This window comes from Halomonas sp. SIMBA_159, from assembly GCF_046536035.1.
Classification (GTDB): Bacteria; Pseudomonadota; Gammaproteobacteria; order Pseudomonadales; family Halomonadaceae; genus Vreelandella; species Vreelandella venusta_A.
In genome coordinates, this window is record NZ_JAWJBT010000013.1 from 71,370 (window position 1) to 95,993 (window position 24,624).

21 protein-coding genes are annotated in these 24,624 nt (G+C 55.3%); 9 read left to right on the forward strand and 12 right to left on the reverse strand.

Translation table 11 applies throughout. The features are described from left to right. Positions 1-11 precede the first annotated feature (11 nt). The 3 genes from R0J87_RS10235 to R0J87_RS10245 form a co-directional block, all read right to left on the reverse strand. Positions 12-2,018 carry a TRAP transporter permease gene (locus R0J87_RS10235; protein WP_498885952.1) on the reverse strand — a complete coding sequence of 669 codons (2,007 nt, stop codon included), beginning with the start codon at positions 2,016-2,018 and terminating at the stop codon, positions 12-14. Between the two features lie 49 nt (positions 2,019-2,067). After that, on the reverse strand, positions 2,068-3,228 hold the full coding sequence (locus R0J87_RS10240) for a TAXI family TRAP transporter solute-binding subunit (protein ID WP_490176028.1): 1,161 nt from the start codon (positions 3,226-3,228) through the stop codon (positions 2,068-2,070). 235 nt (positions 3,229-3,463) lie between these two features. Next, a complete protein-coding gene (locus R0J87_RS10245; protein WP_498885954.1) occupies positions 3,464-5,167 on the reverse strand; it encodes a SulP family inorganic anion transporter in 1,704 nt (567 codons plus the stop codon). A 251-nt stretch (positions 5,168-5,418) separates the two neighbouring features. Here R0J87_RS10245 and R0J87_RS10250 point away from each other — a divergent pair, with 251 nt between their 5' ends. Further along, positions 5,419-7,065 (forward strand): methyl-accepting chemotaxis protein, encoded by a 1,647-nt coding sequence (locus R0J87_RS10250; RefSeq protein WP_498885957.1) that lies wholly within the window; start codon positions 5,419-5,421, stop codon positions 7,063-7,065. Here the strand turns inward: R0J87_RS10250 and rarD are convergent. Continuing rightward, positions 7,039-7,944, reverse strand: a complete 906-nt coding sequence (gene rarD / locus R0J87_RS10255) for an EamA family transporter RarD (RefSeq protein ID WP_498885959.1) — start codon at positions 7,942-7,944, stop codon at positions 7,039-7,041. The genes R0J87_RS10250 and rarD overlap by 27 nt on opposite strands. A gap of 72 nt (positions 7,945-8,016) precedes the next feature. Here rarD and R0J87_RS10260 point away from each other — a divergent pair, with 72 nt between their 5' ends. Beyond that, positions 8,017-8,832: an amidohydrolase gene (locus R0J87_RS10260; RefSeq protein WP_498885961.1), complete on the forward strand. Its 816-nt coding sequence runs from the start codon at positions 8,017-8,019 to the stop codon at positions 8,830-8,832. Further along, positions 8,832-9,536, forward strand: a complete 705-nt coding sequence (locus R0J87_RS10265) for a pseudouridine synthase (protein ID WP_498885962.1) — start codon at positions 8,832-8,834, stop codon at positions 9,534-9,536. Before R0J87_RS10260 ends, R0J87_RS10265 begins: the two co-directional genes overlap by 1 nt. Positions 9,537-9,694: 158 nt before the next feature. Here the strand turns inward: R0J87_RS10265 and R0J87_RS10270 are convergent, their stop codons facing one another. The 6 genes from R0J87_RS10270 to gloB form a co-directional block, all read right to left on the reverse strand. Then, entirely contained in the window at positions 9,695-11,287 is a 1,593-nt protein-coding gene (locus R0J87_RS10270) for an ABC transporter ATP-binding protein (RefSeq protein ID WP_498885965.1), read from the reverse strand. Continuing rightward, on the reverse strand, positions 11,280-12,383 hold the full coding sequence (locus tag R0J87_RS10275; protein ID WP_498885967.1) for an ABC transporter permease: 1,104 nt from the start codon (positions 12,381-12,383) through the stop codon (positions 11,280-11,282). The genes R0J87_RS10270 and R0J87_RS10275 overlap by 8 nt, the downstream gene beginning before the upstream one ends. 1 nt (position 12,384) lies before the next feature. Continuing rightward, positions 12,385-13,458 carry a microcin C ABC transporter permease YejB gene (locus tag R0J87_RS10280; RefSeq protein ID WP_404345724.1) on the reverse strand — a complete coding sequence of 358 codons (1,074 nt, stop codon included), beginning with the start codon at positions 13,456-13,458 and terminating at the stop codon, positions 12,385-12,387. 123 nt (positions 13,459-13,581) lie between these two features. Continuing rightward, positions 13,582-15,468, reverse strand: coding sequence for an extracellular solute-binding protein (locus R0J87_RS10285; RefSeq protein WP_498885969.1), 1,887 nt, complete (start codon positions 15,466-15,468; stop codon positions 13,582-13,584). 103 nt (positions 15,469-15,571) lie between these two features. After that, complete coding sequence (locus tag R0J87_RS10290; protein WP_498885970.1) at positions 15,572-16,798, reverse strand: transglycosylase SLT domain-containing protein; 1,227 nt, start codon at positions 16,796-16,798, stop codon at positions 15,572-15,574. Positions 16,799-16,827: 29 nt separating this feature from the next. Next, on the reverse strand, positions 16,828-17,595 hold the full coding sequence (gene gloB, locus R0J87_RS10295; RefSeq protein WP_404345730.1) for a hydroxyacylglutathione hydrolase: 768 nt from the start codon (positions 17,593-17,595) through the stop codon (positions 16,828-16,830). A 140-nt stretch (positions 17,596-17,735) separates the two neighbouring features. On the opposite strand from gloB, the gene R0J87_RS10300 reads away from it, so the two are divergent. From R0J87_RS10300 to nudC, 4 genes are read left to right on the forward strand one after another with little or no spacing between them, the layout of a single operon-like run. Beyond that, positions 17,736-18,533 carry a class I SAM-dependent methyltransferase gene (locus tag R0J87_RS10300; protein ID WP_404466210.1) on the forward strand — a complete coding sequence of 266 codons (798 nt, stop codon included), beginning with the start codon at positions 17,736-17,738 and terminating at the stop codon, positions 18,531-18,533. After that, positions 18,526-19,011: a ribonuclease HI gene (gene rnhA, locus R0J87_RS10305; RefSeq protein WP_311064225.1), complete on the forward strand. Its 486-nt coding sequence runs from the start codon at positions 18,526-18,528 to the stop codon at positions 19,009-19,011. The genes R0J87_RS10300 and rnhA overlap by 8 nt, the downstream gene beginning before the upstream one ends. Then, positions 18,993-19,742 carry a DNA polymerase III subunit epsilon gene (dnaQ, locus tag R0J87_RS10310; RefSeq protein WP_498885973.1) on the forward strand — a complete coding sequence of 250 codons (750 nt, stop codon included), beginning with the start codon at positions 18,993-18,995 and terminating at the stop codon, positions 19,740-19,742. The genes rnhA and dnaQ overlap by 19 nt, the downstream gene beginning before the upstream one ends. Next, the gene (gene nudC, locus R0J87_RS10315) at positions 19,735-20,508 is read left to right on the forward strand and encodes an NAD(+) diphosphatase (RefSeq protein WP_404345736.1); all 774 of its coding nucleotides are present in this window, start codon (positions 19,735-19,737) and stop codon (positions 20,506-20,508) included. Before dnaQ ends, nudC begins: the two co-directional genes overlap by 8 nt. Positions 20,509-20,517: 9 nt before the next feature. Here nudC and R0J87_RS10320 read toward each other — a convergent pair whose 3' ends face one another. Then, positions 20,518-20,829 (reverse strand): SCP2 sterol-binding domain-containing protein, encoded by a 312-nt coding sequence (locus R0J87_RS10320; protein WP_188638787.1) that lies wholly within the window; start codon positions 20,827-20,829, stop codon positions 20,518-20,520. A 170-nt stretch (positions 20,830-20,999) separates the two neighbouring features. Between R0J87_RS10320 and sohB the strand changes: the two genes are divergently transcribed. Further along, a complete protein-coding gene (gene sohB / locus R0J87_RS10325; RefSeq protein WP_498885975.1) occupies positions 21,000-22,046 on the forward strand; it encodes a protease SohB in 1,047 nt (348 codons plus the stop codon). Between the two features lie 37 nt (positions 22,047-22,083). Here sohB and R0J87_RS10330 read toward each other — a convergent pair whose 3' ends face one another. Then, positions 22,084-22,404 carry an ArsR/SmtB family transcription factor gene (locus R0J87_RS10330; protein WP_311064220.1) on the reverse strand — a complete coding sequence of 107 codons (321 nt, stop codon included), beginning with the start codon at positions 22,402-22,404 and terminating at the stop codon, positions 22,084-22,086. Between the two features lie 251 nt (positions 22,405-22,655). On the opposite strand from R0J87_RS10330, the gene R0J87_RS10335 reads away from it, so the two are divergent. Beyond that, positions 22,656-24,623 (forward strand): propionyl-CoA synthetase, encoded by a 1,968-nt coding sequence (locus R0J87_RS10335; RefSeq protein WP_498886028.1) that lies wholly within the window; start codon positions 22,656-22,658, stop codon positions 24,621-24,623. The last annotated feature ends 1 nt before the right edge of the window (position 24,624 follow it).

Sequence of the window (24,624 nt, forward strand, 5' to 3'; positions counted from 1 at the left end):
CGAAGGTGGCATTAAGCGTTGGCAGTGAGCGAACGCTGGTGATGGCGCTGGCTAAGCCGCGCAAGCGCAACGCCTGGTAGCAGCGCCGCTGCGGCCAAGCCAATTAATTCCCACTGGCTGAAAGGCACCATGCCGCCACCGGGCAATGCCAACAGCAGGCCCGCGATGAGCACTAGCGCGCGAATGACGATTTCCTGCAGCGCGCCGTAGCCCAATCGCCCAACGCCCATTAGGTAGCCTTGCATGGCAGAGGCAAACAGAATGATGCCGATGACTGCCTGGATAAACACGGCAATGATCATCAATGGTTCGCCCTGCATGATCAGCGCGGGGTTCAGCACGAATAGAAAGGGGATAAAGTAAATCACGCTGCCTAGGCGCATGGCCTGCAGGCCAGTTTCCATCGGGCGGGCACCGGCCACGGTGGCGGCTGCAAAGGCACCCAGTGCCACGGGCGGCGTGATAAAGCTGAGCATGCCCCAGTAGAGGATGAACATGTGCACCGCCATGGGGTCTAGACCGCCGCCTTGAATCAGCGCAGGGGCGAGCGCCACCGCCAGGAAGATATAGGCCGCAGTGACCGTCATGCCAATGCCCAGTACAAAACTGGTGACCGCGCCCATAATCAGCAGTAGCGGAACGCTGCCGCCGGCGATATTGATAAAGTCGTTGGCAATGGTGCCCGATAGGCCGGTCATGGAGAGTGCGCCTACCAACATACCCACGCCCGCCAGAATGGCGATAAGCTCAGCAAATAGCTTGGCCGCTGACGAGAGCGTTTCGGTGACATCCTTCCAACCCCAGCGGTTCTGCTTAGAGAGCTGGTTGAGCACTAACAGCAGGGCGGTCGCATAAAATGGGGCAACCGCTTCGCGCTGCATGATCAGCAGCATCCATACCAGCAGGCCGAAGACGAAGATAAAGTACCAGCCCTCTTTCAGCGTTTGCTTAATCGACGGTAGCTCTATGGCGGGCAGGCCTTTGATGTCATTGCGCGCGGCATAGGCATCAATTTGAATGAACAGGCCAAGGAAATAGAGAATAGAGGGAATTACCGCTGCCAGCGCCACCGCTGAGTAGGGAATATCCAGGAACATGGCCATCACGAAGGCGGTGGCACCCATCACCGGGGGCATCAATACGCCACCGGTTGAGGCGCAGGCTTCCACACCGCCCGCAAACGAGCGGCTCATGCCAATGCGGCGCATGGCCGGAATCGAGAGCACCCCAGTGGTCAGCACGTTACTGATCACGCTGCCGCTCATGGAACCCATCAGGCCGCTTGAGAAAATCGACACCTTAGCCGGGCCGCCGCGTACATGGCCTAAAAGCGCAAAGGCTAAATTAATGAAGAATTTGCCGCCGCCGCTTTTTTGCAGCACCACGCCAAACACCAGAAAGCCAATCACCAGGCCCGCAAAAGCCTGTAGCGGAACCCCCATGATGCTTTCGGTGCTCATGGTGTGGTACATCGCCGTTTCAGGCAGGCTAGAAGGGAATGCCTGGATGGGGCCAGGAACGATATCGGCTACTAAGGGGTAAAGCGAGAACACCCCGGCAATGATGGCAATCGGCAAACCGCCGGCTCGGCGGGCGGCTTCGATAATCAATAACCAGTAGGCATAGCTGAAATAAATGGCGATATCCGGAGCTGCAAACGCCCAGCCGCGCTCCAGAATGGGAACAGCGTTATACACAAAGTAGCCACCCACGATCAGCGTGACAGCGCTAAACAGGTAGTCATACCAGGGAATGGATTGCTCCTGCTGGCTGCTGCGCATGGGCCATAGCAGAAACACGAGCGGCAGAAGCAGTGCCACCACTGCATAGTAAAACTGAGTTTCCAGCCCGGTCACGAACGTGAGCAAGCCCCAGTTAAACAGGTAGTCCAGCGTCATCATCATCAGTAATACGGTGACGGTGGCAGGCACCCAACGAAGCGCCAAAGGCAGCTCGCGGATTTGGCTGATTTTTTCTTTAACCTGCGGCGTGCTGGCAGGTGCGGTATCGGTGGTCATAGGGCGTTCCATCAATCAGCAGGGGCGGCGAGCGCCGCCCCGTGGCGAGTTACTCGAAGATCGGCTCGAACCCAGCATCGGTGAGCGCCGTGGCGCGGGCGGCCATCCAGTCAGTAGTAAACGTATCGGCATCGCTGGGTGCGTCTTGCATAAACTGCTCCCAGGCCTGCATTAATACGTTTTGACGCTCAACGAGTTGGTCTTGGTGGGCCTGCATCTCATCGGTCCACACGTCGATCTCTTTGTAGTACTCCACCACTGCGTCGTGGAATGGGATTACCCACTGTAGATCCTGGTATTCCAGCGCGTAGCCCACTGCACCCGGCGCGTTATCTTTGTAGTCGTCGTAGTTTTCCTGCATCGCTTTGATTAAACCGTAAGCGACATTGTCATCAAGGTCTTGATTCGCCACCACAATGGGGTAGGGATAGCTGGCGCTGGGTACCGGGTTGTCGGCGCTAATGCCGCCTGCACCGGCGGTGACTTCATGGGGGCGGAAGTAGGGTGCCACCGCCGCCATGCGTTCCCAGCCAGCTTCATCGTTAGGGTCAAGCACCGGCCAGCTAACGCCCCGTGGGCTGCTTGCGAGCTGCTGAGCGGGCGGTGTAACGGTGGTAGTGAAAGAGGCGTCCACATCGCCAGCAATAATGCCGTCGAAAGAGCGGGCATAGCCGGGGTAGTCAACGCGTTCAACGTCATCCCAGGTTAATCCGCCAAAGGCAAGGTACGCCTCGGTGCCTTTGTTCAGGGCATCGTCACCGCGAATATAAGCAATGCGTTTGCCTGCTAAATCGGCGGGGGTTTCAACGTCCAAATCACCCGCCACAGCCAACGACAGACCAAACGACGCGGTTGAGGTGGTAATCACGCGAAGCGGCTGCGGACCCCAATCGCGGTCTGCAAACATCATGACCCCTTCGGCGCCGTAGTAGCTGGCGATACCGCAGGCGCACAGGTCAACACGACCCTGTTTGAGGGGCGTCATACGTGAGACATCGTTATCGCCAGGCAGAATGCGCACAGAAGAGTCGTACTTATTCTGCAGCATATTGCCAATGGCAACGGCCTGGGCGTAGCCGCTGGAGTTGGTGCCGTAGGCGGTCCAGGCCATGGTGCTGGGGAGTTCTACTTCGTTGGCGTGGCTGACCGCCACTCCTAACAGCGAGAGCGGGAGGGCAGCGATTAACAGGCGGTGAGCAAACGGACGCATTGAAATGCTCCTTTATTGTGGTTGCTTCTATTGTGATTGTTGCTTTTGGGCTCGTTACGTTCAGTTACTTTATATTTTGCTATGCGGTATTTGGTTTTGCTAAGTGGTCGAGTGATAGTAGGTAAGGCCAGAGAGGCTGTCAACGCTGTTCTCATAGGCGGCTACAAATAGTCCTTAGCACAACGTAAAAAGCCAGGCGGTTGCCTGGCTTTTCAATAAGTTATGATTCTTAAAGCTAAGAAAATTCGCGCCATGCAGCGTAGGTGCTCAAAAATACCCGCCCGGTTAAAGCATCCAAAAAGTCACTTTTTTTCAACTGATCCATCACCGGTCCTTTCACCTCTGACAGGTGTAGTTTGACATCGGAATCCTTCAAGCGAGCATTGATGGCATCCAGGCTCTCTAAAGCAGAGGCGTCAATCAGGTTGACCGCTGAACAAATCAGCACGACATGCTCAAGCTCCGGGCGGCTGGCCACCAAGTTGTAGACGGTGTCTTCAAGATAACGGGCATTGGCGAAGTAGAGGCTTTCATCGATGCGCAGCAGGGCTGCGTTGCTTACCGTCTCCACATCGTGGCGCTCTATGTTGCGAAAGTGCTCGGTATCCGGTACCCGGCCCACTAACGCGCTGTGGGGGCGGCTGGTGCGGTACAAAAAGAGCGCAATGGAGAGCGTCACCCCGCCGATAATGCCTGCTTCAATGCCTTCCACCAGCGTCAATAGAATGGTGACCGCCATGGCGGCAAAGTCGCTGCGGGAGTAGCGCCAGGTTTGGCGCAGCATGGGGATATCCACCAGCGTTAAAATAGACACCGTGATGGTGGCGGCAAGCGTCGCGATGGGCAGATAGTAAAGCCAGCCGGTAAACGCCATCGTCACCAGCGCAATGCCGAGCGCGGCAAAGGCCCCAGCAGCAGGCGTTTGCGCGCCCGCATCGTAGTTGATGACGGTGCGGGATAAGCCGCCTGTAACAGGCATGCCGCTGGTAAATCCTGCCGCTAAGTTGGCGGCTCCTAAGCCAATCAGCTCCTGGTTGGGAGAGATGCGCTGGCGCCGTTTTGCCGCCAGCATCTGCCCCATAGAGACCGACTCGACAAACCCTACTAGGCTAATCAGCATGGCGGGTATCAATAGTGCTCGCCATAGCGACGCATCCCCCCAGGGAAAGCTGAGGGCGGGCAGGCCGCTGGGAATAGTACCGACCACGGCTACCCCATGCTCGTACGCCAACTGCCAGTGCCACGCCGCCAACGTGGTGACCACCACGGCAAAAACGGGCCCGGCTTTGGTCATTAAATCAGCGAGTGCTGCGGGAAGGCCTACCTTTATCAAGCTTTGTTTGCCATAGCGGCGCATTAACACCAGAAACAGCAGCGTTCCACCGCCAATGGCAACTGTATAAGGGTTAAACGTAGGCAGGTTAGGCAGTAGCGTCATCAGGCGCTCTACCAGAGTGAAACCACTGCTTGAAACGCCCAGTAGGCTGCCTAACTGGCTAACGGCAATCAAAATTCCCGAAGCGGTCAAAAAGCCCGAAATAACCGGGTGGCTTAAAAAGTTGCTGAAAAAACCCATCTTCAGCGCGCCCATGGCCACTAAAATACCGCCTGAGAGTAACGAAAGAACGAGCGCGGCCTGCAAATATTCGGCGCTGCCAGGCGTTGCAACAGAGGATAATGCGGCCCCGGTCATCAGCGCGATAATAGCCACAGGCCCGACCGCCAGAGTTCTACTGGTGCCCAGAAAGGTATACAGCAGCTGCGGGAGAATGCTGGCATAGAGCCCCACCACCGCAGGTAACCCTGCAAGCAAGGCATACGCCAACGATTGTGGAATGACCATGACGGTCACAATCAGGCCCGCCAGCACATCGGCTCCCAATAAGCGCCGGTGGTAATGGGGCAGCCAGGTAAAAATAGGCAAATAGCGCTTGAACATAAGCTCCTAAGGCGTCGGCCGAGTGTGAAAAAGAGCGGCGTTGCAAATAAGGTCAATAGTTTAGCGCGATATGCGGCCTAACGCGGCACCTCCCGCCTCGATTGGTAGATACAGAACGTCCAAACGGTGCTCTGCCCCAAAAGTGCTACTTATTTCATTAGCATAACCCGTTAAGCTAACTGAGAAAGAGAGAGTTACTCCATCGCATCGTTTTACAGCTCAATAACGTCAACTAAAAAAGAGTGCCTTATATGCGACTACTCCGTTGGCTGATGCCACTGTTTCTTCTATTAGCCGCTATCTGGCTAGTGTCGCTGCCCGGTGTGTGGCCATACGCTGGGGTAGTGTGTGCTGTGTTCGCCGGAATGGCCGCCGTGGTCAGTGCGCTTTACGGTATTTATAACGCAGGCCAGCACCACTTAGGTAAATCTGCGCTGCTGAAGCCATTGCGCGACTACGGTTCGTTGCGAGCCATGGCGTATCGGTTAATGAACCGGGCCAGTAGCACCGCTATTGCCTCTGCGGAAGTGTCTCACTATGCCGACCTGATGGCTCAAAGGCTCGGCAAGCAGGAGAGTATGGCCAGCGAGGCATCCTCTAGCATGAACGCTATTAACACGGCGATTATGCAGGTGAGCGCGAGTGCCTCACAGGTGGCTACGCTAGCGGAAAATGCCCGCCAGGCCAGCCACCATAATTATGATGAGCTGACCGATATCATCCACGATATGAGCGATGTTGCTGAACGTTCCAGCCAGGCGTTAGACATGCTCACCGCGCTCAACGACAAAATTGAGCGGGTGCGCAGCGTCACCTCCATGATTGAAGATATCGCTGAGCAAACTCACTTACTGTCGTTGAATGCCTCCATTGAGGCCGCCCGAGCAGGTGAACATGGCAGAGGCTTTGCAGTGGTCGCAGGTGAAGTGCGTAATCTCGCTTTGAAGACCTCGACGGCGACACAAAGCGTTGATGAACTGGTTAAGGACATGCATCAGAGCGGCCAGAGCGTGGTGGCTACTATGGGAGATTTGATGACGCGGGTTCGCGAGCGCTCCCAAGGCATGCAGCGAGTAGGCAGCAGTCTATCAACGATGACCGAAGAGTTTGATCAGGTGCAGCAGGAAATTACCAGCGTGGCTGACGCTATGAGTAGCACGAAAGAGCATAGTCAAACCGTTGCCGACAGCCTGCGCCAGCTAGAAGACGATGTGGATGAAGGCAACCGCAATATGCACGAATTAGCGCTGCAAGCGCGCGCATTAATGGATGCCGCAGAGGGCGTTGATGGCGAGCTGGCGCAGCAGCGTTTATTGGGTCGGCATCAAACGGTTTTCTTAGCCGCTCGCCAAACCGCTGACCGCATTGGCAAATTGTTTGAAAAAGCCATTGCCCGAGGTGAACTGTCAGAAACCACGCTATTCCAGCCTGACTACGCCACCATTAAGGGTACAAAGCCGCCGCTGTACCGCACGGGGTTTGATCAGTTTACGGATCAGCAGCTGCCCACCCTGCAAGAGCCCTTACTCAGCGAATATGGCCTTAGCTACGCCATTGCCTGTGACCGCAATGGCTATGTGCCCACCCACAATGCAGCAGTCAGTCTCGCGCCTACCGGCGATTACGATCATGACCTCAAATATTGCCGCAGTAAGCGTATTTTTGATGACCCGACCGGCAGCCGGTGCGGTGCCCACGAAAAGCCATTGTTGTTGCAAACCTACAAACGCGACACTGGCGAAGTGATGCACGATCTATCAGTGCCTATTTATATAAACGGCAAGCACTGGGGAGGCTTCCGCGTGGGTTATCAGCCTGAAAAAGATCCGCAAGCCAGCAGCGCTCTCTCAGCGCAGGAAGCGCTACCGGCTTCAAGCCGTCGCTTGGCGCGTGCGTGACTGCCAAGATGACCAGGAGTAGAGTGCGAGCCCTGTCCAAATCATTAAGAACGTGGCCAGTTGGATAATGCCAAGAGGCTCACCAAATACGGTCAGGGCGATGAAGAACTGAATGCTGGGGTTGATGTACATTAAAAAACCCAGCGTGGCCAAGCGTAAGCGACGAGCCGCGCCTGCAAACGCCATTAACGGCAGAGCGGTTAACACGCCACTTACCACCAGCAGGGCCGACATAGGCACATCGTTCAGAAAGTGCGATTCGCCCTGCCAGCTTATCCACGTCAGTGCCATTAGCGCCAGTGGGAATAGCAGCAGTGTTTCCACAAACAGCCCCGAAAGCCCGTCTAATGGTACCTGCTTCCTAAACAGCCCATAGCTGCCAAAACTGAGCGCTAGCAGCAGGCTAATCCAGGGCAACTCACCCAGCATGATAAATTGAATAGCGATGGCTAGGCTGGCAAGGCCAAGTGCCACTAGCTGAAGTTTTGCCATAACTTCACGCAGCACCAGCATCCCCAGCGCTACATTTACCAACGGCGTGAGAAAGTAGCCTAAACTGGCCTGTAATACCTGCTTGTTTTCCACCGCATAGATATAGATGCCCCAGTTAAACGCGATCAGTAACGCACAGGCTAACACCCGGCCGAGGCGCTTAGGCTGCACCAGTGCCGCCATTACGGGGGGCCAGCGGCGCAGCACGCTGATAAGCCCAACCAGAAATAGGCACGACCATATAATTCGGTGAACCAAAATTTCAAACGCGGGCACACCGTCAAACAAGGCAAAAAACAGCGGGAAACAACCCCACATGGTATAGGCGGTTAAGCCAAACATAACGCCTTTGACCGCTTCAGGGTCCCGTGGAGCGGATGGAAGCATAGCAGCCTCATTAAGTAAAAATGCTAATCTAGCACACAATTGATAAAGACACTGATGCAAAGGAGACATGGCATGAGCCAATTAAAAACCACTCTGGTGCAGTGCGATTTACGCTGGGAAGATCCTCACGCCAATCATGAGCGTTTAGCCGAGCTGTTGGGCGATTTAGACAGTCGCGACACGGATCTGATTGTACTGCCAGAGATGTTTGCCACGGGGTTTACTATGAACTCTCGGGAAATGGCCCAGCCGATGGAGGAGAGTCAAAGCGTTGCCTGGCTGAAGGCGCAAGCCCAGGCAAGAGGCTGTGTGATCACCGGCAGCGTGGCGATTATGGAAGAGGGCCAATACTACAATCGCATGATGTGGGTAACGCCCACAGGGGAGTTGAGTTACTACGACAAACGCCACCTGTTTCGCATGGCCGGTGAGCACGAGCGTTACGGGATGGGGAAAGAGCGTCATATCGTCGAGTTGAAGGGGTTTAAGCTACAGCTCAGCGTGTGCTACGACCTGCGCTTTCCCGTGTGGATGCGCCAGCAGCCAGCAGAGGGCGAGCATTTCGAGTATGATGCCATCCTGTGCGTGGCTAACTGGCCCGCTCCTCGACGGCATCCGTGGCGTACGCTGCTACAGGCGCGCGCGGTAGAAAACCTCGCTTACGTGGTGGGTGTTAACCGTGTAGGCGAAGACGCCAAGGGGCTGGCCTATAGTGGCGACTCCATGCTGGTCGACTTTAAGGGCGAACCGCTCATCGACCGACCTGCCAATGCCCCGTTTATTGAAACGGGGACGCTAGATAAAACGGACCTAGATGCCTTTCGTGAAAAATTTCCTGCCTGGCAAGATGCCGACCGCTTTTCGTTACTGCCAGGAGTGGGGCAATAATGCGACTTGATCGTTTTTTAAGTGAGACTTCGCCGCTCACCCGCAGCTTGGCAAAACGCGCGCTTAAAAACGGTGAAGTGACGCTCAACGGTGAGCCGATTAAACAGTCGGCCACCCAGATCGATACCGAGAATGACGAAGTGAAACTCAATGGCGAGAGGCTCGCCTTAGTGGGTCTTCGCTACGTGATGATGCATAAGCCAGTGGATGTCGAGTGTACGGCACGCCGGGGTCTCTACCCACGGGTGATCGATATTATCGATTTGCCTAAGGTGGAGCGACTCCAGCCAGTAGGGCGTTTAGATGTGGATACTACCGGCCTGTTACTGCTGACCGATGACGGCCAGTGGTCTCACCGAGTGACCTCACCACGCCACCGCTGTGCCAAAGTGTATGTTGCGGAGTTAGCCGAACCGATGGAAGGCGAGGCCGCACAGTGGGCGGTAGAGCAAGTGGCGCAAGGCATTCTCTTGGACGGTGAAGAAACGCCGACACAGCCTGCTACGCTGCGATTTGTGACCCCACAGCAGGCGGAGCTGACCATCACTGAAGGGCGTTACCATCAGGTGAAACGCATGTTCGCTGCCTTAGGCAACCATGTGAATGCGTTGCACCGCCGCTCGATTGGCGATGTGGTACTGCCTGATGATTTGGCCGCTGGTGAGTGGCGGGAGCTGACGGCAGAAGAGATAGCCAGCTTTTAAGCGCTGATGATCCTCAAGACGCCGCCATGGATTCTATATCCATGGCGGCGTTTTCGTAGCCAAGTAGGCCCTAATTTTTATACCGTTATCTTATAGCCATCACTTTCAAATTGCCTACCCGATTTATTGACACAATCGAAAGTAAGTGAGGCAGAAACCTAGTGCAGATGTGCGGCTTCGATCAGCGCTTTAGTGTAGGCATGCTGAGGGGCGGCGAGCACTTCCAAGCAGTTGCCTTGCTCCACCACTTCGCCATCTTTGAGCACCATGATGCGGTGAGCCATGGCGCGCACAACGGCAAGATCGTGGCTGATAAACAAATAGCTAAGCTGGCGTCGTGCCTGTAGCTCTCGTAGCAAGATCACCAACTGCTTTTGCACGGTGCGGTCAAGGGCGGACGTGGGCTCATCAAGCACTAGCAGCTCTGGCTCCAAAATAATTGTCCGCGCCACGGCAATGCGCTGGCGCTGCCCGCCAGAAAACTCATGGGGGTAACGAGCCGCGCAGCTTTCCGGCAAGCCGACTTCACGCAGGGTGCGGTGTACCCGCTCGGTGACTTCTGCCTCACCCAGCGTCGGGAAGTGAAAACGCAGCCCTTCACTGACAATATCAAACACCGGCATGCGGGGTGAAAGGGCACCGTAGGGGTCCTGAAACACCATCTGTAATCGATGGCGTTGGCGGCGCAGTGCATCACCCGACAGCTGGCTGAGCGTGGCATCGCCCAGCTGCACCTCACCTTGGCTAGTCACCAAGCGCATAATCGCTGATGCCAACGTTGTTTTACCGGAACCTGACTCACCGACTATCCCAAGCGTTTCCCCTGGGGCGATGGTCAAGTTGGTGGCTTTTAAGGCCTCAAACGCCGGCGGTTGCCGCTGAAACAGACCTGTCTTAGGGCGTTTAAAACTGACCCGTAGCTGCTGAGCCGTCAGTAACGGTGTGGTATTCACTGGCTCAGCGGGGCGGCCCTCGGGCTCGGCGGCAATCAGCGCTTTGGTGTAGTCGCTTTGTGGTTGGCTGAACACCTGAGCAACGCTGCCGGTTTCCTGCACCTTGCCTTGGTACATCACGCAGACACGGTCGGCATGGCGGCGAACAAGGTTCAAGTCGTGGCTGATCAACAGCACGCCCATGCCATGGTGGTCGCGCAGCTCTTTCAGTAGCGCAAGTATGTCCTGCTGAACGGTGACATCGAGAGCGGTGGTGGGCTCGTCGGCAATCAAGAGCGCAGGGTTATTGGCAATGGCCATGGCGATCATCACCCGCTGGCGCTGACCGCCAGAGAGCTGATGAGGCCAAGCATCCAGCAACTCGTCAGGGCGAGGCAGTTTGACTTGCTCAAGCAGCGTTTTTGCTTTGCTGCGAGCGGCTGAACCGCTCAGCCCTTGGTGAAGCCTCAGGGTTTCGCCAATCTGTTTGCCAATCCGGTGCAGCGGGTTGAGCGATGTCATCGGCTCTTGAAAAATAAACCCCACGCGATTGCCGCGAATGCCGTTCCAGTCGCGTTTGCTTAGCTGGTTAAGATCGGCTCCTTCCAACCAGCGTTCGCCGCGTACATCTGCGTTACTGGGCAGCAGGTCAATGGCGCCCAGGGCCGAGACCGATTTTCCTGAGCCTGACTCGCCTACAATGGCCAAGGTTTCCCCTGCGTGGACTGCGAGCGACAGCGCGTCCACCACGACCTTGCCGTCAAAGGCTACCGTTAGCTCATTCAGTTGCAGTAGCGGTTTGGCAGTAGGCTCAGACATGAGACGTTTCCTGGGCGGAGGTTTTCTGAACAGAAGTTTGCTGGATAGAGGTAGGGCGCTGTTTAACATGGCGGGGGTCGAAGGCATCGCGCAGACCCTCGCCAATAAAGACCAGCAGAGAAAGCATGATCGCCAGCGTCATAAACGCGGTAATGCCCAGCCACGGGGCGTGCAGGTTGTTTTTGCCCTGCGCAGCGAGCTCTCCCAGAGACGGCGCACCGGGCGGTAGGCCAAAGCCCAAGAAGTCCAGCGCGGTTAAGGTGCCAATCGCGCCGGTAAAAATAAACGGAATAAAGGTCAGCGTAGCCACCATGGCGTTGGGCAGAACATGGCGCCACATAATAAGCCGTGACGGTAACCCCATGGCTTTGGCGGCGCGAACATACTCCAAGTTGCGGGCGCGCAAAAACTCGGCACGGACAATATCCACCAGCCCCAGCCAGGAAAATAGCAGCATGATGCTTAATAGCCACCAGAAGCCTGGCTGCACAAAGCTGGCCAGAATGATCAATAAAAACAGTACCGGTAGCCCCGACCAAATCTCAGTGATTCGCTGGCCAATCAGATCCACCTTGCCGCCGAAGTAACCCTGTACGCCGCCTGCGAAGACCCCAATCACCAATGAGCCTGCTGTCAGTACCAACGCAAAGGCCACGGAAAGCCTAAAGCCGTAGATGACGCGGGCCAGCACATCGCGGCCCTGGTCATCGGTGCCTAGCCAGTGGCGGCTGTCCGGCGGTGCAGGTGAAGGCTGGGTCATCTGCATGTCGAGGGTTTGGTAGGAGAAGGGAATGATCGGCCAGATCGCCCAGCCGTTATCGCTGATCTGCTGCTGAATAAAGGGGTCCAAATAGTCGGTGCGAGTGGGCAAGAAACCGCCAAATTCCGTCTCGGGGTAGTCCACCAGCAGCGGTACGTACCACTGCCCGTCGTACTGCATCACGATGGGTTTATCGTTGGCGATGAGTTCGGCAAACAGGCTGGCAATGAAGAGCACGCCGAACAGCCAAAGAGATACCTGGGCGCGGCGGTTGGCTTTAAAAGCCTCCATCCGGCGCAGGGTGATCGGGGAGAGGTGTGAGGTGATAAAGCGCATATTAAGACTCCCTCGACGCAAAGTCGATACGCGGGTCTACCCACACATAGGTTAAGTCCGAAATCAGCTTGAGCAGCAGGCCAATCACGGTGTAAAGAAACAGCGTACCGAAAATTACCGGGTAGTCCCGCTGCATAACCGCCTCAAACCCTAAAAGGCCCAGCCCATCCAGGGAAAAAATCACCTCGATCAATAGCGCGCCGGTAAAGAAAATACCGATCATCGCTGAGGGCAGCCCCGCGATAATAATCAGCATGGCATTTCGGAACACGTGCCCGTACAAAATGCGCTGCTCGTCGGCCCCTTTAGCGCGGGCGGTCAGCACGTACTGCTTATGGATCTCATCCAGGAAGCTGTTTTTCGTCAGCATGGTCAGCGTGGCAAAGCTACCGATAGCCGCGGCAATGACCGGTAAAGTGATATGCCAGAAGTAGTCTTTTACCTTGCCCCAGGTGGAAAGCTCGGCAAAGTCGGGCGAGGTGAGGCCCCGCAGCGGGAACCAGTCTAGATAGGTGCCGCCAGCGAACAGCACAATCAGTAGGATAGCGAACAGAAAACCAGGGATGGCGTAGCCGACAATCACCAGCCCTGATGTCCATACATCAAAGCGAGAGCCGTGGCGTAGCGCTTTGCGAATGCCTAATGGAATAGAAATCACATAGACCAGCAGGGTGGTCCATAAACCAAGAGAAATAGACACTGGCAGCCGCTCAATCATTAGATCAATAACGGGTCTGTCTCTAAAAAAACTGGTGCCGAAATCAAAGGTCAAGTAATCCGCCATCATGCCAAGGAAGCGCTCATGGGCAGGTTTATCAAAACCAAACTGCTGCTCTAGCTGCTCGATAAAGCGCGGGTCAATGCCGCGTGCTCCACGGGAGTCATCGTTGACTTGTACATCGGCACCGCCCATATCCAGGCGTGTGCTGGCCATGGCATTGGCACCTTCGAAACGGGCCAACATTTGGTCAATGGGCCCGCCGGGAGCCGCCTGAACGATCATGAAGTTAAGCAGCATGATCCCGAACAGCGTCGGAATCATTAGCAGCAGTCGACGTAGGGTATAACGTGCCACAGCGCACTCCACGAAAGTAGGTAAACAAGCGGTTGATGTGAGTGGTTGTTACTAGTCGTTTTTACCAGACATTGTCATGAGCGACGGCTACTAGCGTGACTCAACGGCAATGATGAACGAACGCTAGCGGCCACGGTGTCGGCGCTGCAGCGCTGCTTCACGTTCGGCATCTACCCACCAGGCGTCCAAGTCCATGGCGTAGGCAGGGAAAGGCTCTGGATAGCCAAATTTATCCCATACCGCAATACGCGTCTCGCCCGAATGATAATGAGGAATCACATAAAAGCCCCAGCGCAGCACTCGGTCAAGGGCTTGGGTGGCGGTATCCAGGGATTCGCGGTCATCCGCCCGAATGATCTGTTCCACCAAGGCATCAACAGCGGGGTGGGTCAATGCCATGCGGTTACGGCTTTGCGGCGCTTCGGCGGCGGCGCTGGTCCAGTAGTCTCGCTGCTCGTTACCGGGGTTGTTGGACTGCGGAAAGTGGCTGATCACCATGTCGTAGTCATAATCCCGCACGCGGTTAAGGTACTGGTTGATATCAACAATGCGCAGCGATGTTTGGATACCTAAGCGCGCCATATTCCGCAGCATGGGCTGCACAACTCGCTCTAAGCCAGAGTCGTAAAGCAGTACTTCTAGCGAGAGCGGGCGTCCCTCGGCATTAACCAGCACGCCATCGTCGACGCGATAGCCCGCTTCACGCAGTAGATCCAGCGCGCGCCTGAGCCTTTCACGCAGTTCTACGGGCTGTTCCATGGGGAGGGCGTCTGTGAAAAGCCGCTCGGAGCGGTGAGAAGCCAACAGTTGATCCCGAAACGGTTCTAGCAGCGCTAGCTCTTCCTCCGAGGGTTTACCAACGGCTTCCATCTCTGAGTTTTGAAAAAAGCTCTCCGTACGCGCGTAGGTGTTGTAGAAAATATTGGTGTTGAGCCAGGGGAAATCGAAGGTCAGGCTTAAGGCTTCCCGAACCCGTGGGTCTTGGAACTTCTCTTCACGCAGGTTAAAGACAAACGCTTGCATCATGGAAGGGTTTACATCGGGCACGGTGATACGCTTAATCAGGCTATCCCGGTAGGCGGGGAAATTGTAGCCTATGGCCCAAGTGGCCGCGCGGGCATCCGTACGGAAGTCCGTTAATCCAGCTTTAAATGCTTCCCAGGCGATGTCACGGTCTCGGTAGTAATCGTATACCACGCGGTCAATGTTGTAGCGCCCCACATTCACCGGAAGGTCTTTCCCCCAGTAATTTTCATCGCGCTGGTAGACGATACGCCGCCCTGGTTCTACATCACTAATGCGGTAAGGACCGGAGCCGGGATGAGCTGCCAGAGTGGGCGCGCTAAAGTCGCGAGGCTCCCAATAATGGCGGGGCAGAATGGGCAGCTGTGCCACAATCAACGGCAACTCTCGCGATTCGGTATCGTTAAACTCAAAGCGCACCTGATGCTCGTTGAGCGCGATGACCCGCTCAACCCCTGCGTAGTAGCTGGCATAAAACGGGTTGCCTTGTTCACGCAGCAAATCAAACGAGAACACCACATCGTAAGCAGTGACTGGTTCGCCATCTTGAAAGCGGGCTTCTTCACGCAGGTCGAACTCAATCCACTGGCGCTCCGGGTCCAGGCGCACGCCTTTGGCTAATAGCCCATAGAGGCTAAACGGCTCGCCAGGGTTGCTGGCCATTAGCGTGTCATAAATTTGAGGAATGCCCGTGGCGGGGGTGCCGCGAATAATGAACGGGTTGGTAGAGTCGAAGCTGCCCCCCACGGCGGTGTGGGTGATTGAGCCGCCCTTAGGCGCTTGTGGGTTGACATGGGGGAAGTAGGCAAAGCCTTCCGGCAGTTCTGGGCTATCGTAGAGTGATAGCCCGTGAACCGTTTCAACAGGAGCAGCGGCGGTGGCTTCACTGCCCCCTTTGGGCCCCTCTTCTGAGGCAAAAAGCGACAAACTCAGCAGTAAGCCGCTCATCAGCAACAACATTTTCGTCAACATGACACCGCGTGGCATTGGTAACTTCCTGTAGTAACAAAGCCAATAAGTAACAAAGCCGATTCAGTAACAAAGCCAAATAAGAAACAAGGCCAAATAAGAAACAAGGCCATAGCGCTACTTACTGACCAGAAAGCGACAGCAGCTGCCCTGGTTGAAGTGCCTCGGGGCTCTCTATGGCATTCCACCTGATTAAGTCTTGCTGATCAAGATTATACTGCGCGGCAATAGCGGAAAGATTATCGCCTCGTTCAACGCGGTGTACAGCCGGCGTACTGGTAGACGCAAGTGCGGTACTGTCTGATTGCGAAAGCTGAGCTAATACCTGCGTATCAACTTGTTCAGGCACTAAGAGCGTTTGTGCACTGCGTGGGTCGAGGCTGCCGTTCAGCAGTCCAGGGTTTAGCTCGGCCAGCGCGGACTGGCTCACATCCAGCAGCTGTGACGCTTGGGCTAAGCTCACTGGCTGTTCCAACTGCACTTTGGCAAACGCGGGGTCTGGATGGATATCCGGCAGGCTAACACCGTACTTCTCGGGGTCGTTGATGATAGTCGCAATCGCTTTCAGCTTGGGCACGTACTGCATGGTTTCGTGGGGGAGTGAAAGATCCCAGTACTTGCCACTTAGGCCTTGGCTTTGAGCCTGGCGCTGAGCGCGATTGACGGTGCCCGCCCCAGCATTATAGGCGGCTAGCGATAGCATTAAATCGCCTTCGTACCACTGGTCTGCCTGCATCTCTAGGTAATCTAGCGCGGCATCTGTGGAGCTCACCACATCTAAACGGCCGTCGTAATTGCCGTTTCGTACCAGTCCCAGCGCATCGCCCGTGCCCGGCATAAATTGCCAAAGGCCTGCGGCACCCAAGTGACTGCGAGCTTGGGGGTCAAACGAGCTTTCTACAAAGGGAATTAAGGCAAGCTCGCCGGGCAGCCCACGGTCACTGACCTGCTGGGCAATCCAGGCAAGCCACGGCGTGGCGCGCTCGGTAATAGCCGCAATGTTTTGAGGGCTTGAACGGTAGTGCTCAATCCACTCATCGACTCTTGCCTGGGCATCGGCGGGGAGGTTTTTTTCTTGCCACTGGAAGCTCGAGCGTAAAGAGCTCCAGGCATCCTGGGGTTCAAGCACAAGGGCTTCCCAGAAGTGATGATGCAGCGCGGTCGGTTGAAAACGATGGGCATTTTGCGAGGTGCCATCGTCCGCTGTTGCATCATTAACGGTGGTGTACGTGTGGTTAGAATCTGTTGCAGAGGCTTGAGAGCTTGCCGCTGCGGCCAAAAAAAGGCCCATTATTACGGTGCTGCCAGCGCCCAGTAATAAGCGCTGGCGAATCGTTCGATAGGTCATAGTGGGTTCGTTTCTATTCGATAGCGTTATTAAAAACGGTTCTTCCACTCTCGAAGAGTGGCGAACGTGGCGAGATCATCATCGTTTGCACCCTGAGTTCCTGCCGCTTGGCGCACGCTATCGGTGCCCACGCGCAGGTAAGGGTTGATCGTCAGCTCGCGTCCTATCGTGCTGGGTAATGTTGGCCGGTCTAATGCCCGAGCCTTCTCACACTCCTGTAATGCGTGTGTGACAACGTCATTATCAGGGTCGGCAGCGCGTGCAAACGTCAGGTTCGCCTGCGTATATTCATGCGCTGCAAAGACCAGCGTATCCTCGGGGAGTTCCGCAAAGCGGTTCAATGAGGTGAACATTTGCTCGGGGCTACCCTCAAACAAACGTCCGCAACCGGCACAAAATAGCGTGTCACCGCAGAACAGCAGTGCAGGAATACCCGGCGTAAAATAACTAATGTGATCAAGGGTATGGCCCGGTGTCGCCATGACTTCAAACAGGCGACCCATAATGCGTACCTGATCACCTTCACCCACTCGCTCATCAAGCCCTTTAATGCTGGGGTTGTCAGGGCCAATCACATGGGGCGAGTAGCGCTTGATCAACGTATCAAGTCCACCAATATGGTCTTGGTGGTGATGGGTGATCAAAATGGTATCTAGCGTGAGCGATTCACGCTCAAGAAACTCAATGACGGGCGCTGCTTCACCAGGATCCACCACGCAAACACTTTGGCTGGTATCCTGTCGGATGAGCCAAATATAGTTGTCGCTTAGGGCGGGAATCGGTGTCACGCTCATCATGGGCGAGATCCTTTAAAGTAAAAAATGTGCACAAAGCCTAATGATTCAACACGCTTAAATGTTCATAAAAGCGCTGCTGTGCGCGGAATGTGGCGTAAAGCGTCGTTAAAAAGCAGTTACTGTGGAGGGAAGCGCCGTTTATGTCAAATTCGCCAAAGGCCACCAGCCTTGCCCAGCGTATGACAGACGCGCAGGCATACTGGCAAACAGACGCAGGTCGCGCGCTATGGGAAACGCAGCGGGCCTGCTTAGGCCCGGTGGTAGAAGGCCGCAAGGGCGGGCACAGTTTAGAAATGAGCATGGGGCCAGCACTGATGACCATGTCAGCAATCGCCCACCCGATTCGTTGGGCTCCCAGCCTTGCGCTAGCCGAAAGCGACTCCACTCTCGTATGCCCACCAGATCAGTTGGCACTGCCGGATCGCTGTCTGGACACCGTAGTGATTCACCACTGGCTTGAACACCTTTCTGATGCACATTACACGTTACAAGAGGCGGCTCGTGTCACGGCCGATAATGGTGTGTTGGTGCTGTTTGGCTTTAACCCTATCGGCTTGAATGGGCTAAGCCAGCGGTGGCGAAAGCAGCAGGCGGACTTTCCCTGGAGCGGCCAGTGGCGCTCGGCAAATCGTCTTAAAGACTGGCTAGCGTTTGTCGACTTTGAGGTGGAGCGCGTAGACTATTGCTGTTTTCGTGGCCCAATGAGTACCTCCTGCGGGGAACGCTGGGAGGCACTTGGGCGTCGGCACAATTTGCCGCTGGGCGAAAGTTACATGATTCAAGCTCAGCGCCGCCAGCGCCACGCACCGATCCAGCGGGTAACGTTTGGGCTACGTGCCCCGGTGTCGCCTTCGTCGTTGGGTGCTACACGCACCGGGGCGCCGTTACGATACCCGTCAGGTCAACGTCGTCTAAAAAAGGATAGTGAACGTGAGTAAGCAAGCCGCCGAGGGGCTGCCCCAGGTGACGGTATATACCGATGGGGCCTGCCGAGGTAATCCAGGCCCGGGTGGCTGGGGGGTAGTGCTGGAAAGTGGCACCCATCAGAAAACCTTAAAAGGTTACGAAGCCGATACGACGAACAATCGTATGGAGTTAATGGCGGCCATTATGGCGTTGCGTACCCTTAACAAGCCCTGTGAAGTTGCGCTGTGGACCGATTCGCAATACGTGCGCCAAGGCATTACCCAGTGGATTCACAACTGGATTAAACGCGGCTGGAAAACGGCAGCCAAACAGCCCGTCAAAAATGCGGAACTGTGGAAGACTCTGCACGAAGAAACCCAGCGACACCAGGTGGAGTGGCACTGGGTCAAAGGGCACAGCGGACATCCTGGCAATGAGCGTGCCGACGAGTTGGCAAACGAAGCCATTGATGAACATCAGAGGAGATCGGCATGCGCCAAGTCATCCTAGATACGGAAACGACGGGCATTGATCCTAAAGATGGCCACCGACTGGTAGAGATCGGTGCCGTTGAGATGATCAATCGACGGTTTACGGGGCGTAGTTACCATCAATATATCAATCCAGAGCGCCACATCGATGCTGAAGTGGTGGCGGTACACGGCATCGACGACGCCAAAGTGGCCAATGAGCCGGTCTTTGCCGAGATCGCCGATGCGTTTTGGGCGTTTATTGAAGGGGCCGAGCTGGTTATTCACAACGCTCCTTTCGACGTCGGGTTTATTGACCATGAACTAGGCATGCTCAACAAGCGCCGCCAAGCGCCCGCGCTTGGGCCGGTGCGGGATCACTGCCGTATCCTTGATACCCTGGTGATGGCGCGGGAGATGCACCCCGGCCAGCGCAACAACCTTGATGCCCTGTGTAAGCGTTACGATATTGATAACGGCCACCGAGTGCTTCACGGGGCGCTGTTAGACGCCGAAATTCTTGCCGATGTTTATTTGGCAATGACCGGTGGCCAAACGGCTTTAACGTTAGATGCCGATAGCGGTGGCGACAAAAAACAGCAAAACCAAACCAGCGAAGGGCTCTCGGTGCAGCGCCTGTCGTTAGCGCCGGGACAGCTGCGTGTAGTACGCCCCAGCGCTGAAGAGCGCGCCGCGCATCAAGCCAAGTGCGAAGCGCATCAGTTGCGCTGGTTTCAAGAGTCGTTAGACGGTACCTCTGCCGATGCTTAAACGTGAGATTCCTCATCACGCTAGGGAAGGGCGGGTGATCCGTGTTTCCCGTAGCCATATTGCGCCAGCGCCTTTAACGGGCGAGCTCAATCCACTGCAGCCGTTACAGCCCTGGAGCGAGCACATGCAGCCTCTTTGCTACTGGCACGATGAGCCGGTGGCGCTGCTGGTAGAAAATAAGCCAGGGGATGACTGGATTGACGGGCGCCAGTGGCTAGGGGAGCTGCCGGCCTCTTGGTTTGGCCTGCTCTCTACCGCATTGCAGGTGGGCGCATGGCTGGAGAATCACCGGTTTTGTGGCCGCTGTGGTGAAAAGGCAACTAAGCTTGAAGCAGAGTTTGCGATGCACTGCTATGCCTGTGGGCATCGCAACTACCCGCGTATCTCACCCTGTATTATTACTTTGGTCACTAGCGGCGAAGCCATGCTGTTGGCCAGAAGCCCGCGCTTTCCGCCGGGTCGTTACTCTACCCTAGCGGGCTTTATAGAGCCTGGGGAATCGGCTGAAGAGGCCGTGCACCGTGAGATATTTGAAGAGGTGGGGGTGCATGTCGACCAGCTGCGCTATCACCACAGTCAGGCGTGGCCTTTCCCTCATTCGTTGATGTTCGGCTTCTTTGCAGAAGCCACCACACGGCGTATAAAAATCGATGGTGTGGAAATTAGCGACGCCGCGTGGTTTTCGCCGCGGCAGTTACCTTCGCTGCCGCCGCCATACTCCATTTCGCGAGACTTGATCGAAACTCATTTGGCCAAGTGGCGCTAATGAATAAGCTTACTGGCCAGGGAACAGGCTGGTAAGTTTGGTTGCTAACATGACGTTGCCGGTCGCTTTCAGCTTGCCGGTCATAAAGGCGGTCATGCCGTTAATATCACCGTTCATAATGCCTTTCAACGTATCGGTACTCATGCTCAAGCTGACGGAAGGATCATCGTGTTCGCCTTCATGCACGCCTAGCGTACCGTCCTGAATATCCAGATAGTGACTACCAGCATCGGAAAAATGAAACTGGAAAACCTCATTCATACCTTTAGCAGCCTCTGGGTTAAAACGGGACTGCAACTTTTCAAGCGTATTGGATGACATAGTTAGGTTCCTAAGCGTTAATAGGGAAGCATCAGGTAATGCCTAAGATGAGACTATTTCAAACATTTGTTTTAATCAAGCCTCATTAGCAGCCTGTGCAGAGTATGCGTGCCACATAGAAAAAAAGGGAAACGTTTTAAACGTTTAAACACACCAAGAGGAGAGTAACAATGGCCGAATGGCTCGCGGAAATGGGCACATTCTTACTGCAGGCGACACTGGTCATGGCGGCGGCCGGGCTTTTGTTGTTGGTGGTATTGCGTGGTAAAGAGAGCAGCGAACAAGGCCTAAAATTGCACGTTGAGTCGCTTAACGATCAGCGCCGTGCACGTAACCGACGGCTGCGGGTTTCTACCACTGCTCAAGGTGCGCGTAAAAAGCTGGTGAAAGCGTTTCGTCATGAAGAGAAAGCTCGCCAAAAAGCGGCGAAACAGGGCAAGAGTGAGACTCAGCACGCCCAAAAAGTGTGGGTGCTGGATTTCCATGGCGATATTAAAGCTTCGCACACCGAGCAGTTTGCCCAAGAAGTCTCCGCGGTCATCGATGTTGCTAATGCGGATGACGAAGTCATCGTGCGTTTAGAATCCGCCGGTGGCCTGGTACATGCTTACGGGCTGGCGGCTGCGCAGCTAGACCGGCTGCGTGAGGCAGGGCTGACGACCACCGTATGTATCGACAAAGTCGCCGCCAGCGGTGGATACATGATGGCCTGCACCGCTCACCATATTAAAGCCGCGCCATTTGCAGTGATTGGCTCCATTGGCGTGGTCGCGCAAGTGCCCAATATTCACCGTCTACTCAAGCGCAACGATATTGATGTGGAGCTATTAACCGCAGGTAAATACAAACGCACGTTGACTGTGTTGGGTGAAAATACCCAAGAAGGGCGCGATAAATTTATTGATGATCTGGAAAATACCCATCGGCTGTTCAAGCAGTACGTGGCTAGCCATCGCCCTGATATGGACATTGACACTCTGGCAACCGGTGAAATTTGGTACGGCAGCGAAGCGCTAGAGCAAAAGCTGGTTGATAGCGTGGGTACGAGTGAAGCCTATTTGGTAGAGCGCATAGCCCAGGCCCAAGTGTATCGAGTGAAGCTAGAGCCGCCGAAAACCATTAGCCGCAAAGTGGGGCTAGCGATATCAGCGGGCGTAGAGCACGCCATGGTCAAGGCTCTTGGCGTGATTGACGCTGCAGGCTGGCAGCGCCGTTAAGCTTGCGCAAAGGGCGGGTCCTTAAGTCTCGCTTATTTTAAGCTGCATAGTGCTGCGCCAAGGTATGAATAATCGCCTTGGCGCTTTCGCTGCTGAGCGAATAATAGATAGTCTGAGATTCCCGCCGAGTATTGACGAGCTGATCGCGGCGCAAAATAGCTAAATGCTGGGAAAGCGCTGACTGACTCAACGATAGCTGCTGATTAATTTGCGTTACCGACAACTCTTTTTCCGCCAGCAGACACAGAATCTGCAGGCGTTTCTCGTTCGCCAGCGCTTTGAGTAGGTTGGTGCCTGCCTCAATCGCATGACAGTTATGTTCCAAAAGACGTGCAGCGGCGCTAGTAGAAGCAGACATGAGGATCTCCTTGCCTACACTGTTGTGACAGCGTTGTTATAGATTATGTAGCCATCGTCGCGTCGCGAGGATTGGGTTGTTTAATGATCAGTAATTTAGCGGATTTTGTCCAAATGGCGGTTTAACGCTCTATCAATGGTAGTGCGCGTATATTTGTCGACAATATCTGCGTTTTTATACGGCTTTGGTCGTGTTTTATCCCATAGTATGAGGGTAGGATCGGTAGTTACTTTATAAAGTGTCAACAATCCATCTTTGCTCCTAAGATGCTTATCAACCGACACAATAATCACAAGGTCACCATGAGCCTCTACCAGCGCACCTACCAGCACTCCATCGAGCAGCCAGACACCTTTTGGGCCGAGCAGGCCAAAAAACTGCCTTGGTACACCCCCCCCAGCACTATCCTCGCTTACGATAATCAGCAGCACGCCCGTTGGTTTGGCGATGGCGAACTGAATATGTGTTACGCCGCAATTGATTACCACGTTGAGCAGGGGCGTGGCGAGCAGCCCGCTATTTATTGGGATTCTCCCGTCACTCAATCCAAACAAACTATCAGCTACCTTGAGCTGCGTGACCGAGTAGCGCACTGCGCGGGAGGCCTCTCCAAGCTTGGGGTCACCAAAGGCGACCGGGTTATTATTTACATGCCGATGGTGCCTGAAGCACTGATTGCCATGTACGCCTGCGCCCGTTTAGGCGCGGTGCACTCGGTGGTGTTTGGCGGCTTTGCGCCCCACGAGCTGGCGGCTCGCATTGAAGACGCTGAACCGAAAGTAGTGATTGCTGCTTCCTGCGGAGTCGAAGTTGATAAGGTGCTGCCCTATAAGCCGATTGTCGAAAAAGCTATCTCGCTGAGCAGCTTCAAGCCAGATGCTTGCGTGGTATTTCAGCGCGAAGCGCATCGTGCTGAGTTACAACCTAGCGATGTGGACTGGCAAGAACTCGTGGCGGATGCTCCCTTTGTGGATTGCGTACCCGTGAAAGCCACCGACCCGCTGTATGTGCTCTATACCTCTGGCACTACCGGCAAGCCCAAAGGCGTGGTGCGAGACACTGGCGGCTATGCGGTCGCCTTGGCCTATTCGATGGAAGTGATTTACGACCTTGATCCAGGCGATGTGATGTTTACCGCCTCGGATGTGGGCTGGGTAGTAGGGCACTCCTATATCGTTTACGCGCCGCTTCTGCGCGGTTGCACCACGGTAGTGTATGAAGGTAAACCGGTGAAAACACCGGATTCGGGGGCGTTTTGGCGTTTGATTGATGAGTACAAAGTGAAGAGTTTTTTCACTGCCCCAACCGCGTTTCGGGCCATTAAAAAAGAGGACCCTGAGGCCAAGCAGTTAGAAAAGTATGATATCAGCAGCCTGCAGCACTTATATGTTGCTGGTGAGCGCTTAGATCCACCGACTTTTCATTGGTTGGATGACCTGCTCGATGTGCCGGTTATTGACCACTGGTGGCAAACCGAAACCGGCTGGCCGATTGCCGCCAACCTACCCGGCATTGAAGCAACAGCCACTAAGGCGGGGTCTGCTACTTACCCTGTGCCTGGTTTCAACGTGCAGATTTTGGACCGCGACGGCGAACAAGCGCCCGCGATGCAGCAGGGCAGCGTCGTCATCAAGCAGCCGCTGCCGCCGGGGTGTTTGGTGGGTGTTTGGCGCGACCCGCAACGCTTTCATAGCGCTTATATGGCCGCTTACCCAGGCTATTACTTGACTGGCGACGGCGGTTACTTTGATGAAGAGGGTTACCTATTCATCATGGGGCGCACCGATGATGTCATCAACGTGGCGGGGCATCGCCTTTCCACCGGAGAGATGGAAGAAGTGGTGGGCGCACATCCGGCTGTGGCGGAATGTGCGGTAATCGGCATTCATGATGAACTAAAAGGGCAGTTGCCCGTGGGACTAGTGATCCCCAAAGATGGTTTTAACGGCGACGAAGCAACCCTGGAAGCCGAACTGATTGAGCGCGTGCGCGAACATATCGGCCCCATTGCCTGCTTTAAGCAGGTGCTAGTCGTGAACCGGCTGCCCAAAACCCGCTCGGGCAAGATACTGCGCAAACTGCTGCGTAATATCGCCGATGGAAAATCCTTCGGCATTCCTTCCACCATTGATGACCCCACTAGCTTGGAAGATGTGCACGCGGCGATGCGTGAACGCAACGTCGGTGCTGCCGATCAAGCAACCTCCACCGATAGCTAAG

What these genes read in the sequence shown, in the direction of transcription:
- R0J87_RS10235 (WP_498885952.1), bottom strand. Translation starts at nt 2,018, where the DNA reads ATGACCACCGATACCGCACCTGCCAGCACGCCGCAGGTTAAAGAAAAA.
- R0J87_RS10275 (WP_498885967.1), bottom strand. Translation starts at nt 12,383, where the DNA reads ATGCGCTTTATCACCTCACACCTCTCCCCGATCACCCTGCGCCGGATG.
- R0J87_RS10320 (WP_188638787.1), bottom strand. Translation starts at nt 20,829, where the DNA reads ATGTCATCCAATACGCTTGAAAAGTTGCAGTCCCGTTTTAACCCAGAG.
- R0J87_RS10290 (WP_498885970.1), bottom strand. Translation starts at nt 16,798, where the DNA reads ATGACCTATCGAACGATTCGCCAGCGCTTATTACTGGGCGCTGGCAGC.
- R0J87_RS10240 (WP_490176028.1), bottom strand. Translation starts at nt 3,228, where the DNA reads ATGCGTCCGTTTGCTCACCGCCTGTTAATCGCTGCCCTCCCGCTCTCG.
- R0J87_RS10330 (WP_311064220.1), bottom strand. Translation starts at nt 22,404, where the DNA reads ATGTCTGCTTCTACTAGCGCCGCTGCACGTCTTTTGGAACATAACTGT.
- dnaQ (WP_498885973.1), top strand. Translation starts at nt 18,993, where the DNA reads ATGCGCCAAGTCATCCTAGATACGGAAACGACGGGCATTGATCCTAAA.
- sohB (WP_498885975.1), top strand. Translation starts at nt 21,000, where the DNA reads ATGGCCGAATGGCTCGCGGAAATGGGCACATTCTTACTGCAGGCGACA.
- R0J87_RS10250 (WP_498885957.1), top strand. Translation starts at nt 5,419, where the DNA reads ATGCGACTACTCCGTTGGCTGATGCCACTGTTTCTTCTATTAGCCGCT.
- R0J87_RS10270 (WP_498885965.1), bottom strand. Translation starts at nt 11,287, where the DNA reads ATGTCTGAGCCTACTGCCAAACCGCTACTGCAACTGAATGAGCTAACG.
- R0J87_RS10260 (WP_498885961.1), top strand. Translation starts at nt 8,017, where the DNA reads ATGAGCCAATTAAAAACCACTCTGGTGCAGTGCGATTTACGCTGGGAA.
- rarD (WP_498885959.1), bottom strand. Translation starts at nt 7,944, where the DNA reads ATGCTTCCATCCGCTCCACGGGACCCTGAAGCGGTCAAAGGCGTTATG.
- R0J87_RS10265 (WP_498885962.1), top strand. Translation starts at nt 8,832, where the DNA reads ATGCGACTTGATCGTTTTTTAAGTGAGACTTCGCCGCTCACCCGCAGC.
- R0J87_RS10285 (WP_498885969.1), bottom strand. Translation starts at nt 15,468, where the DNA reads ATGCCACGCGGTGTCATGTTGACGAAAATGTTGTTGCTGATGAGCGGC.
- R0J87_RS10300 (WP_404466210.1), top strand. Translation starts at nt 17,736, where the DNA reads ATGTCAAATTCGCCAAAGGCCACCAGCCTTGCCCAGCGTATGACAGAC.
- nudC (WP_404345736.1), top strand. Translation starts at nt 19,735, where the DNA reads ATGCTTAAACGTGAGATTCCTCATCACGCTAGGGAAGGGCGGGTGATC.
- R0J87_RS10245 (WP_498885954.1), bottom strand. Translation starts at nt 5,167, where the DNA reads ATGTTCAAGCGCTATTTGCCTATTTTTACCTGGCTGCCCCATTACCAC.
- gloB (WP_404345730.1), bottom strand. Translation starts at nt 17,595, where the DNA reads ATGATGAGCGTGACACCGATTCCCGCCCTAAGCGACAACTATATTTGG.